This window comes from Paenibacillus taichungensis, assembly GCF_050994985.1.
GTDB classification, from domain to species: domain Bacteria; phylum Bacillota; class Bacilli; order Paenibacillales; family Paenibacillaceae; genus Paenibacillus; species Paenibacillus taichungensis.
The window spans coordinates 4,703,281-4,715,128 of record NZ_CP194720.1; the positions used below are offsets into that span (position 1 = coordinate 4,703,281).

At 46.6% G+C, this 11,848-nt stretch carries 12 protein-coding genes; 5 read left to right on the forward strand and 7 right to left on the reverse strand.

Going from position 1 to position 11,848, the window contains the following annotated elements; genetic code table 11:
• The first annotated feature begins 109 nt into the window (after positions 1-109).
• From queC to queF, 4 genes are all read left to right on the forward strand, one after another.
• On the forward strand, positions 110-799 hold the full coding sequence (gene queC, locus ACR1R9_RS21300; protein WP_099855951.1) for a 7-cyano-7-deazaguanine synthase QueC: 690 nt from the start codon (positions 110-112) through the stop codon (positions 797-799).
• The gene (gene queD, locus ACR1R9_RS21305) at positions 796-1,287 is read left to right on the forward strand and encodes a 6-carboxytetrahydropterin synthase QueD (RefSeq protein ID WP_099855749.1); all 492 of its coding nucleotides are present in this window, start codon (positions 796-798) and stop codon (positions 1,285-1,287) included. The genes queC and queD overlap by 4 nt, the downstream gene beginning before the upstream one ends.
• Positions 1,280-2,032 (forward strand): 7-carboxy-7-deazaguanine synthase QueE, encoded by a 753-nt coding sequence (gene queE, locus ACR1R9_RS21310; protein WP_433922778.1) that lies wholly within the window; start codon positions 1,280-1,282, stop codon positions 2,030-2,032. The genes queD and queE overlap by 8 nt, the downstream gene beginning before the upstream one ends.
• A gap of 121 nt (positions 2,033-2,153) precedes the next feature.
• Positions 2,154-2,645, forward strand: a complete 492-nt coding sequence (gene queF / locus ACR1R9_RS21315; protein WP_063564570.1) for a preQ(1) synthase — start codon at positions 2,154-2,156, stop codon at positions 2,643-2,645.
• A 150-nt stretch (positions 2,646-2,795) separates the two neighbouring features.
• Here queF and ACR1R9_RS21320 read toward each other — a convergent pair whose 3' ends face one another.
• Positions 2,796-3,008 (reverse strand): hypothetical protein, encoded by a 213-nt coding sequence (locus tag ACR1R9_RS21320; RefSeq protein ID WP_408894262.1) that lies wholly within the window; start codon positions 3,006-3,008, stop codon positions 2,796-2,798.
• A gap of 13 nt (positions 3,009-3,021) precedes the next feature.
• Positions 3,022-3,906: a hypothetical protein gene (locus ACR1R9_RS21325; RefSeq protein ID WP_433922777.1), complete on the reverse strand. Its 885-nt coding sequence runs from the start codon at positions 3,904-3,906 to the stop codon at positions 3,022-3,024.
• A gap of 528 nt (positions 3,907-4,434) precedes the next feature.
• Here ACR1R9_RS21325 and ACR1R9_RS21330 point away from each other — a divergent pair.
• Positions 4,435-5,709: an MFS transporter gene (locus ACR1R9_RS21330; protein ID WP_433922776.1), complete on the forward strand. Its 1,275-nt coding sequence runs from the start codon at positions 4,435-4,437 to the stop codon at positions 5,707-5,709.
• A 230-nt stretch (positions 5,710-5,939) separates the two neighbouring features.
• Here the strand turns inward: ACR1R9_RS21330 and ACR1R9_RS21335 are convergent, their stop codons facing one another.
• The 5 genes from ACR1R9_RS21335 to ACR1R9_RS21355 all read right to left on the reverse strand — a co-directional run bounded on the left by ACR1R9_RS21335 (position 5,940) and on the right by ACR1R9_RS21355 (position 11,620).
• Positions 5,940-6,788 carry an EcsC family protein gene (locus ACR1R9_RS21335; protein ID WP_413027606.1) on the reverse strand — a complete coding sequence of 283 codons (849 nt, stop codon included), beginning with the start codon at positions 6,786-6,788 and terminating at the stop codon, positions 5,940-5,942.
• 198 nt (positions 6,789-6,986) lie between these two features.
• On the reverse strand, positions 6,987-7,967 hold the full coding sequence (locus ACR1R9_RS21340; protein WP_433922775.1) for a glycoside hydrolase family 43 protein: 981 nt from the start codon (positions 7,965-7,967) through the stop codon (positions 6,987-6,989).
• 415 nt (positions 7,968-8,382) lie between these two features.
• The gene (locus tag ACR1R9_RS21345; RefSeq protein WP_433923671.1) at positions 8,383-9,804 is read right to left on the reverse strand and encodes an arabinan endo-1,5-alpha-L-arabinosidase; all 1,422 of its coding nucleotides are present in this window, start codon (positions 9,802-9,804) and stop codon (positions 8,383-8,385) included.
• 56 nt (positions 9,805-9,860) lie between these two features.
• Positions 9,861-10,703 carry a carbohydrate ABC transporter permease gene (locus ACR1R9_RS21350; protein WP_076290170.1) on the reverse strand — a complete coding sequence of 281 codons (843 nt, stop codon included), beginning with the start codon at positions 10,701-10,703 and terminating at the stop codon, positions 9,861-9,863.
• 26 nt (positions 10,704-10,729) lie between these two features.
• The gene (locus tag ACR1R9_RS21355; protein WP_062324023.1) at positions 10,730-11,620 is read right to left on the reverse strand and encodes a carbohydrate ABC transporter permease; all 891 of its coding nucleotides are present in this window, start codon (positions 11,618-11,620) and stop codon (positions 10,730-10,732) included.
• Positions 11,621-11,848 lie beyond the last annotated feature (228 nt).

Genomic DNA, 11,848 nt, shown 5'->3' on the forward strand with positions numbered 1-11,848 from the left:
AGAAGGTGTGTTTTTTGATGGATGCCAGTTCATGAACTTCTCTGTTCTTCCGACACTCTGTGCCTATGTGCATGGATTGATCTTAAGAAGATGGAGAGGTTTTTTTATGTTGAACGAAGAAAAAGCAGTCGTTGTATTCAGCGGCGGTCAGGACAGTACAACTTGTTTGTTCTGGGCCAAACAGCAATTTGCTGAGGTTGAGGTAGTTACCTTCGATTACGGCCAGCGTCACAAGCTGGAGATTGAATGCGCCGCAGAAATCGCTCGCGATCTGGGTGTGCAGCAAACGGTACTGGATATGAGCTTGTTAAACCAACTCGCGCCCAATGCACTCACCCGTACAGATGTGGAGATTACGCATGAGGAAGGCGAACTGCCGAGTACGTTCGTGGATGGACGGAATTTGCTGTTCCTCAGTTTTGCAGCCATTATGGCGAAGCAAAAAGGGGCTCGTCATCTCGTTACAGGTGTATGCGAAACGGATTTCAGCGGTTACCCGGATTGTCGGGATTCGTTTGTGAAATCGATGAATGTAACGCTGAATCTGTCCATGGACTACCCGTTTGTCATTCACACCCCACTGATGTGGCTGGACAAAGCCCAAACATGGAAAATGGCGGATGAGCTTGGTGCCTTCGATTATGTGCGGGAGCGCACACTGACCTGTTATAACGGGATTATCGGCGATGGCTGCGGAGAATGTCCTGCCTGCAAACTGCGCAAAGCCGGACTGGATCGCTATCTGGAGCAACGCACGAATTCAGCTACTGTTGGAACTGCGGGAGCGGACGTACGATGAGAGAACCGGGAACATTTCGTATTGTGGAACGGTTGCAGCGGATTGGAGAAGATATCCTCCCTGCACAGCTTCGCTATCATCGCAAACGTGTGCTTGTCAGCAAGGAGTTTACGTTTGACGCTGCGCATCATCTGCATTGTTATGAAGGCAAGTGCAAAAATTTGCACGGGCATACGTATAAAGTCGTTTTTGGCATTAGCGGTTATCCGGGTGAGACCGGACTTACGGTTGATTTTGGCCATATCAAGGATATATGGAAAACACAAATTGAAGGGTATCTCGATCATCAGTATCTGAACGAAACCCTTCCCCTCATGAACACAACAGCTGAAAATATGGTCGTCTGGTTGTTCGAGCAGATGGAACATGCCTTGCAGACCGAACCGTATTCCGCACTGACTGAGGGTGGTAGAACAGAGTTTGTCCGCTTATACGAGACGCCAACCAGTTACGCCGAGGCTAGACGGGAGTGGATGATCGATGAGTAGTGTGGAACAGAGCAAAGAGGCTCGTATTCCTGTGATGGAAATCTTCGGCCCGACGGTTCAAGGTGAAGGCATGGTTATTGGGCAGAAAACGATGTTCGTCCGCACCGCGGGCTGCGATTATCGGTGCTCCTGGTGCGATTCGGCCTTTACTTGGGACGGCAGTGGCAAGGATCTGATTCAAATGATTACGCCGGAGGACGTGTGGAACGAGCTGCGCCGCGTTGGCGGCTCGCGCTTCTCCCATGTGACCATCTCAGGCGGCAACCCTGCCCTGCTCGCTTCGCTGGGGGGATTGGTTAAGCTGCTTGGAAAAAACGGCATCCGCACCGCGGTAGAAACGCAGGGCTCCCGTTGGCAGACTTGGTTGGCGGACATTGACGAAGTCACCATCTCGCCCAAGCCTCCCAGCTCAGGCATGAACACTGACTGGGCTGTGCTGGATGATCTGATCCACCAACTGGCTGCTCGCCCGGTGGAACGAAGCCACAGTCTGAAAATCGTGATTTTCGATGAGACAGACTTGGACTATGCCCGCCGTGTGCATGCACGGTATCCGGGCACGGATTTATTTTTGCAGACCGGGAACCCGGATGTCACTTCTGCTGATACCCCAGATCTGGCGTCTTCGCTGCTTGCCCGTTATGAGTGGCTGATTGACCAAGTCAGTGCTTCCGATGATCTGAACGACGTTCGTGTGCTGCCACAGCTGCATACCCTTGTGTGGGGCAACAAGCGCGGCGTCTGATGGGCATATGGGTGGAATGGGCGGCATGATGTAATTTTGGGAACAACCAGAGGCTAAAATGGCCTATCATATATACCGGTAAGCTTCGTGCTCGCCGGAAATAAGGAGCGTTTACGAATTCATGAGACAACCTGATGAAATGCAAGATCTAACGTTGCTGGGCAACCAGGGCGTAAAATATACGTTTGAATATGATCCGGGAATTTTGGAGAATTTCGATAACAAACACCCGTACCGGGATTATTTTGTCAAATTCAACTGCCCGGAGTTCACCAGCCTGTGCCCGATCACGGGTCAGCCGGACTTTGCAACGATCTATATCAGCTACATCCCTGATGTGAAAATGGTGGAGAGCAAGTCACTTAAGCTGTACCTGTTCAGCTTCCGCAACCATGGTGATTTCCACGAGGATTGTGTGAACATCATTATGAACGACCTGATCAAGCTGATGGACCCACGCTTCATCGAAGTGTGGGGTAAATTTACGCCGCGCGGCGGCATTTCCATCGACCCGTACACCAACTACGGCAAACCAGGTACGAAATATGAGCAAATGGCTGAACACCGCATGATGAATCATGATATGTACCCGGAGACGATTGATAATCGTTAATTTGGCAGATACATCAATTATGCTTTGTGCAAAATAAAATTATAGAACAAACAAAAGCCGAACTCTTCTATCCGAAGAAGTTCGGCTTTTGTTTTTTTGTATGCTATGGAACGTGAGCGTTAGCAATCAATCGTATGATTGGACTAGCATTCAAGTACTATGATCTTCCTTCAGTTCTTTCACTTTTTTGATGTAATGTCTCAGCATAAGTACACCAATAGACTGAACAACCACAAAAAATCCGATAGCAAAGTACAGAGACGTAGAGGCAACATAGATAGTCAGAAAAGTCATGACTGCCATAAATAGAATGGTCATCGCCAAATTACGTTTGGCAAGAACATATGGTGATAGCGATTTCATATTGATCAGTCCTTTATAATTTCTGAAGTACCACATTATATACACCAATATCGATCAACTCGTCGTACGTTCTTTCATCCCCAGTATCAATAATCTGTGCTGTCCTACCATTAATATTTGCAGTGACGATATACCTTTCTGATCTAAGACCAAGCAAGCCTTGCGAATATACTTCAACTTGCGTCAAATGTTTTTTAGCATCCATTTGGCCAACAACTGAATCTACTATTACTCCAGACGCTGAATATAACAATGTTCTAAATAAAGCTGTCACCTTACCTTTGGTTGCAAAAATATCTATAATCGACGCAATGGTAGATACAACTGTCCCTGCTGAAATATTCAATCGATAAACTTTTGTATCAACAAGTGACTGCTTCTGATATATTGAACCATACTGATTCCAAGCTGTATTATATTTTGTCCTCACAAAATTGTAGCCTGGGGATGCATTTAAAGCAAACTCTGTCATTGAATCAATTGTATTCCCATCTTCATTAGAATCTGATCTTAATCGCTCTTCCAAAGGAATTTCTTGCTCAGATATCTCTTTAACGAGGTCACTTGCTTTTTGTTCTATTACATCACCATTTGCCATTGTAGTTACCACTTTATCTTCAGCTTTATTATAAGTTGCTTCAGAAAAAAACTTATTATCAACATAATGCTCTACAGTACGAATGTTACCTTCTTCAGTAATTTTCAGTTCAACATCCAGACCCGTTTCTTTTTCTTCATAAGATGTACTATACTCTACCCTATTACCACTTTCAGAAACATTATATCGAATTTCATCATCCTGAAAACTTATAATTTTTTCAGCATAAACATTTGCAGAAAATGACGATAACGTGGATAACAACAGGACAGAAGAAACAGCAACCGCTATTTTTTTCATAGAGCCTCCTATTTATCTCTTGTATTTTTCGTCGGAATGCCAATACAGAATATCCGATCGTAGATACGATGTTACACGAAAAAAATCCTATATTAAACAAATAAACCATAAAAGGTACTATATAACTATAAATAATTATTAATTAGAAATTGTAGCACCTCCTTATAAGACCTTTGCCTCTGTAAAAATTCATATAAGAATTTTTCACATTTTTATAATTATAAATTAAGATCCTGCAGCATTTTCTTTCTATAATTTAAGTACTTCAGAAATTCAGTAACTTTTGTGTAGTCCCCTACTTTTCCAATCCACATTTCATAAGTTTTCGTGAAATCTATTAATCTTCAGTAGAGTTCTAATAGTAGATTTTTTAAAGAATATCAATAGTTTACATTATAAAGAGAACGTTAATTTCACCTGTTCCCCTTGTCGACCTTTCAAATCTGTCCTATTATGTAACAATATGCTTAGGCACATCACATCATCAGGCGCTGATCCCTCGTGACCGCGACCAAAGGAGAACTGTTCATGTCCATGCAAAATGCATTATCCAAAGACGCCGCTGCGCGTTCGAAAGCTCCACCCGGATTGGATGCTCAAGGTACCGTTTACCGGATCTTAATTGCCATCAGTCTGGTCCATTTGTTCAACGATTCAATCCAATCTGTCATTCCAGCTATTTTTCCAATTCTGAAAGACTCCATGCATCTCACGTATACGCAGATCGGATGGATTTCGTTTGCTATTAACTTTACTGCTTCCATCATGCAGCCTGTTGTAGGCTGGTTTGCTGATAAAAAACCGACACCATCCATTCTGCCCATCGGTATGGGCTTTACGTTTACCGGTATGTTATTGCTTGCCTTCGCCGACAGTTATATGGCTGTCCTGATCTCTGTCATCTTTGTGGGTCTCGGTTCGGCGGCCTTCCATCCAGAGGGTTCACGGGTATCCCATATGGCCGCAGGGCCTCGTCGGGGTCTCGCTCAGTCAATCTTCCAGGTGGGTGGTAACGCCGGTCAATCCTTGGCTCCATTGCTCACCAGATGGATTTTCATCCCGTTTGGGTTGTTCGGTGCCATCGGATTCACAGGCATTGCAGCTGCGGGAATCGCGGTTCAAATCTACATTGCTCGCTGGTATGGACGCATGCTGCAATCGGGAGGATATTTGCGCAGACAAGCTGCAGCTCGTCGTGCTCCCAATCCAGCATTACGTAAAAAGATTGCTGCTGCCATAACCATTTTGATTCTGCTCGTCTTTGTCCGTTCGTGGTATGTCGCTTCGATCGGCAGCTTCTATGCGTTTAACCTGAAGGATACATTTAACTTGTCCACAGAGGACGCACAGATCTATATCTTCCTGTTCCTGGCGGCTGGGGCTCTTGGTACGTTCTTTGGTGGTCCACTGGCAGATCGCTTCGGTAAACGCAACATGATCTTCCTGTCAATGGCTGGAGCCGCTCCACTGGCGCTGCTGCTGCCTTATGCGAATCTGTTCTGGACAGCCGTGTTGCTGAGTATTATTGGGTTCATCATGTTGTCCAGCTTCTCGGTGACCGTTGTGTATGCACAAATGCTGATTCCAGGTAAAATCGGGACCGTCTCCGGCCTGATTACTGGTCTGGCATTTGGTATGGGCGGTCTGGGGGCACTCGTGCTGGGGAACTGGATCGACGTGTTCGGCGTATCTCCAGTTATGCAAATGTGCAGCTTCCTGCCACTGATCGGTATCTTCACCTTCCTGCTTCCATCGGATAAGCTGTTGAACCGTTGGGCGGAAGAGAACGGTAGCGAAGAATAACAGATCCTATATAATCTAAGCTCCAATATACAATGAAACAAAAGTACGCTGTTAAGACAGCCTAATGAAAAGTAACGTCAGATCGTTAACCAAGCTGGAATTAACGCCAGCATATGCAAATGCAAATGGGATGAAGCCTATACCTTTAGGGCTTCATCCCGTTTTTGTTTTGTTAGCGTAGGATCAGAGCCAAGTATCTGTCATCCCATTGCCAATTTTGGTGATGGACATCATTGTGAAAGGCGCTGAAGGATTAGTCGTTTTTTGTACAACATTTTTCCTGCTTCGGCAACATCACGAATCGTATTTTTGTTGCTCACCGAACCGAATACCATACCGGCAATCGGAATGAGCTGGAACAGCTTTTTCCACCCAAAAGATTCGCTGTAAGAATTAAAAACCTCCCGCCAGCCCTGCATTTGAGAGATAACCTCAACCTGCTTGTCCGGGTTATCGTAATCGGCGAGTTCATCAATAATTGCTTTCTTGCCCACAATATCGGCGGAGGAGAATTGCAGACATTTGACGATAAATATGCGCTCTTGAGGTTCGTCAGGATCATATCCGTAGCATAACGCCATCTCCTGCAGCACCTTCAGGGAAAGCCCCATCACCATCGGAATATCCGCCGCAATCGTTACAATGCCACCGATACCTGTTGCGGCCCCTTGTGCAGCAGCAAACCTCGTTCGACTGTCCGTAATGTTATCAGCAGTGCGATCCAGTACTTCAAGCGGTAATCCTTCCACACTGTGAATTTTCGTCGTATCCTTTGCCTCTCCATCCTGTTCATCGTAAGAGGTATCGGCCTTCATGGAATAACCGGATTTGATTGCTTCCTCTTGCAGTAGCTCCGCCACCTTCTTTTTCTGAACGAGAAATTTCCCACCATTCTGCACATACTGACCGACTTCGTTCAGCGAGTCTCCAATCTTCTGTTTCAGCGCTTTGGGCATAACTTTATCCAGCATGGCAAATGGCAAACGACCAATTTTGTCCCAAATAAACAAGTCCTTCTGCCCTTTTTCCCATTTTAAAATCTGTTCTAGCTCCCGGTCCAATGTCTCGCGCGAATCCATATATGGCCTCCTAATGTTATGTGTATAGCGAATTGTATACTCCTCATACGCAGAGGTCAGGGGATGGTTGCTAATATGCAGACCCTCGTATCCGTCTTTATGTCTTCATGTCTCCCTTTTCAATGTGTACATAAGTAAAAGCCCCTAATCAGCATGGCTCGCTGACTAAGGGCTTACTATAAAACTCTAGCAGTATTATTATTTTGCTTCAGACGCAGCCTTCCCATCTGGAACAGGGACTCCAAAGTCAGGCGTACCATCTTCGTTCCAGTGAATGACCTGCGCGCGGGCGTGACGATTTGGATCGTAGAGAGGGTCACCCTCGATGTCCTTGTAGTTTCGTGCGTGATAGATCAGAATATCCGTTTTGCCGTCCGGTGATACCGTAAAGCTGTTATGACCCGGACCATACTGACCATTCGCTTCACACGTTTGGAATACTGGTTTTGGCGATTTCACCCAACTCGCTGGATCAAGCAAGTCGGCATCTTCATCCGCAGTAAGCAAACCCATACAATAATTATAGTCCGTCGCACTCGCAGAGTAACCAATGAAAATCCGGCCATTGCGATGCAACACTGCTGCCCCTTCATTTACCTTGAAGCCAATGATCTCCCAATCGTACTCTGGTGTAGCGATCATGACCTGTTCTCCACGCAGCGTCCACGGATTTTCCATTGCGGAAATGTACAAGTTCGAGTTACCCACAATGTCCGGATCTTTCTGTGCCCAGACCAGATAACGAATTCCCTTATGCTCAAAAGTCGTTGCATCTAATGCAAATGTCTCCCAGCGCGTATGAATCTGTCCTTTCTCCACCCAATCACCTTCCAGTGGATTCGGAGAATCATTCTCCAACACATACATCCGGTGGTCGAAAAGGCCTTCATTCGTCTCGCTGGTATGAGCTGCTGCGTAATATATGTACCATTTTCCATCGATATAATGAATTTCTGGTGCCCATATGTTGGCACTCATCGGTCCTGTATCACGTTTGCGCCATGCCGTTACCGGCTCAGCCTCTCTTAACTCTTCCAGCGTTTGTGCACGCCGAATCTCTATCCGGTCAAAGGCTGGCACCGAAGCTGAAAAATAATAGTACCCGTCGGTGTGACGGTACACCCACGGATCAGCACGTTGCTCCAGGATGGGATTGGTAAATGTAATGGAATCAGTCATGGGAATGCTCCCCTTTCAAATGTGTGTGTATGGCTCGGAGTGAAGATTTGTAAAAGCTGATGGATAAAGTGCAAAGACTATTTTGCTGGTGCACCGCGGACGCTCCGGGGGTGGCAGGGCCTTGTCGCTCTCTTGTCCTCCGATTTCTTTTTCCCACCGCTCTTGGCGGTTGAAATCGGATGCCAAAGTCGCTCCTTCGGCTCCTTCCTCCCCCTTCGCTGCTTGTGCACCTCAAAAGCAACAGCTTCGCTCTTCCCGCGCTCGCTGAACCAAATCCAAACTCCGAGCCATCGGTGTGGCTCTGTCTCTATGGGGTCGACCGCTTTGCCCGGTCGACTCTCCCCACTAAATGCTTGGCTGACCGTATTTTCTTGGCCAGCTCCAATTCCAAACTTCGAGCCATATCTGCGGCTCTCTACTTCTCCGCTGCGCTAATCTGCTTGCCCCAGACGGCAATGCCGTGGTCGTTCAGGCCAGTAACCACAAGCGCAGGCTGGCTTCGCTCCCAGTCCCAGGACGGGAGCAGCTTGAGCTCCTCTGTGGAAGCTCCGCCCCACGGGCTTTCTTTCCACTCCAGCGTCAGTGTTTGTTTGCCGTCAAACGTCCATTTGCCTGAACCGTTTTCGCTTTTCAATTTGCCGTTGGCTTGCAAAGTGTAAGGCACTGCCTGCACCTGTCCGTCCACCGATGGGTCAACAGCCAGGCCTTCCCACTCCCCGGCGATCATCGACTTCGGAATGTCCTGTGCGTACTCACCTGCATAACGTTCTGGTGACACAACAGGCCAGCCGTCCTTGGTCCACAGCATTTTACGTACATGCAGATACGGCCAGTTTTTATCCGTCTCACCTCTCGCATGATGCACGATATAATAATCGTCGCCATCCTTAAGGACGGAGTTATGTCCAGGTGCAACCCAGCCCTCACCTTCGGTGAAACGATAACCACCTAGAATTTTGGTCCCCACTTCATATTGCGGCAGATGCTCCGTATCCAGCATGTTCATGCCATTTACATCCGTGTAGGGGCCTGTAATGGAATCAGCACGGGCTACACGCACGTTATAATCTTCGAATAAGGAATCATACGAGACGAATAGATAATACTTTTTGAACTCCGGGTTATACACAATATATGGACCCTCCACCGCACCTTCTTCCGTAGCACGATCACGGACGGCAATGCGGGTACCATACCCCTCTTCCTTGAACTTTCCGGTTTCCGGATCGAGAGGTGCAATGTATATCCCGTCAAAAAAGGAACCGTAAACCATCCATGAATTTCCTTCGGCATCCAAGACTGGATTGGCATCAATAGCATTCAGCTTATCCTTTTCATTCTCGGATGTTTTAACAACCAGCCCTTCATCTGTCCAAGGCCCCTCCGGGGACGAGGATGTCTGCAAACCAATAGCCGACCGCGTACTACCAAAGGTCGATGCCGAATAATACATTCGGTAGGTATCACCAACCTGAATCACATCCGGTGCCCACAGGTTAACTGCACCTGTCCAATCGAGGGCTTCCTTGGGGATGCCTGGCAACGCTTGACCTACCCATGACCAGTTGATCAGATCATCCGATTTGCGTACCATGACACCAGGTTTCGCTTCCCCTGCTACACGAACGTCTGTGGAATAAACGTAATATCCCTGATCTGTTTTGATAATGGCCGGATCATGCGCATTGTTCACCGTCCAACGGGATTCGTCGTCCAGAATGGAGGTGTCATACAATTGAGTATCTTGGGGAGCATCCGGAAAGACTGGCGGGGAAACTGATTCCCCTGCTCCATCTCCAGAACAGCCTGTAGCCCCAACCAGCAGCATAAGCAACATGGAAGCAACAACTCCTTTTCCTGAATTCATCCACCCGCGGAATGTTCTCCGCTGATTCATCCTTTTACTCCAGAGATCGCTACCGATTCAATAATCTGTTTCTGGAAGATCAGGAAGATGATCAATACTGGTAACAGAGCAACAATGGACGCTGCCATAATAAGCGGATAATCCGTCTGAATCGCATACGTGGCATTAAAGTTCGCTATAACGAGCTGCAAGGTCTGCTTCTCTGGTGAATTCAAATAAATAATTGGTGCCAGATAATCGTTCCAGATGCCCATGAACCAGAGAATCAGCTGAGCTGCAATCGCCGGTTTAATGAGCGGGAACGTAATGCTCGAGTACAGTCGGAAATAGGAGCTACCATCAATTTTCGCTGCTTCAATAATGGCATCAGGTACACTAAGCAGGTATTGACGAAGGAAGAAGATCATGACGACGTTACCAAATAATCCTGGAACGATAAGCGGTAACAGTGTGTCCACCCACCCGAGCTTCGAGAACATGATGAATTGCGGAATCATGACTGTCGGATACGGAATCATCATCGATGCGAGCAATGCTAGAAACAGTTTGTTTTTATGCGGAAATCTCAATTTAGCAAAAGCAAAGGCAGCGATACTCGACGTAAACGTCCCGACAACAGTAACACTGACCGCCACGATCAAGCTGTTTTTGATCCCGCTGAGAAGCGGACCTGCTTCCCAGATTTCCTTATACTTTCCGAATTGGAACACTTCAGGTATCCACACAGGTGGAAGTGCGAACACATCTTGTTTCTCCTTCACGGAAGTGGATAACATCCAGATCAGTGGTGCAATCATCGCAATCGCACCAAGCGCCAAAACGATAAAAATGATAGAGTTCGTTAATTTCCTCTTTTGACTGTAAGACATCTCCGGTTCACTCCTTTCCTAGACCATTAATCCCCATCATAGGCTGATTTTTCGTTCATTTTGAATTGCACCAAGGTAATGACAAAAATGAAAATACCAAGAATCATGGCCATCGCAGAGGCATAACCCATTTGCAGGTTACTGAATGCTTTCTGCCAGATGTAGAAGACAATAGATGCGGAAGAATATTCAGGACCACCCGTAGGCGTCATAATGTTCATTTCGGTGAAGATTTGGGAACCACCAATAATATTCGTAACGACGAGGAAAAAGGTAACCGGCTTCACCATTGGCCAGGTGATGTTGCGGAAGATCTGGAACCCGTTCGCTCCATCGAGCTCTGCCGCTTCGTAATATGTACGTGATACACTTTGCAATGCAGCCAGATACAATAACATCGTGTAACCGAGGCCTTTCCACACCGTCATAATAATCAGGGCTGGTTTAACTGTGTCTTTGTTAGCGAGCCAGTTAGGGCCTTCAATACCGAATAGATCAAGGAATTGGTTCACTAATCCGTAATCCCCGTTGTACGCCCAGTTCCACATGATGGACACCGCTGCGAGGGAAGAAATGACCGGAATATAGTAGATTACACGGAACGTCGTTGTGCCGGGAATTTTACGATTCAGACCCATCGCCAGCAGTAACGCAAGCAACAAACCAATCGGTATACCCAGCATCAGATAAAAGGTGTTGAACATCGCTTTGTAAAAAAGATCATCTGTGAGCAAATCCTTAAAATTGGCTAAACCGATAAAGTTCATTTGTCCTAATCCATCCCAATCCGTAAACGAACCGTACAAGGAATAAAGGAAAGGGAACAAAACAAAGATCAGCAAACCAAGAACCGGAGGCAAAATAAACAAATATCCGTACAGCCTCTCTTTGCGATACAAACTAGATTTTGTAATCACTGCGCTCACCCCTGTTTCTAATATCAGCATGTTGCATGAATCGATGGATGCCTGCATTCTTGATCAATTCATGCAACATGCCCGTATGGAATCCAAAAATGATGCCAGCAGCGTGATAGCAGGCTGCTGGCACCGCCTTTTTTTGAACACGGAATCTATTGCTCTATCCATTTGGTGTAGGCTGCTTCTCTCTAGAACCTACCCTTCAATCTTTTCAGTCCCATTATT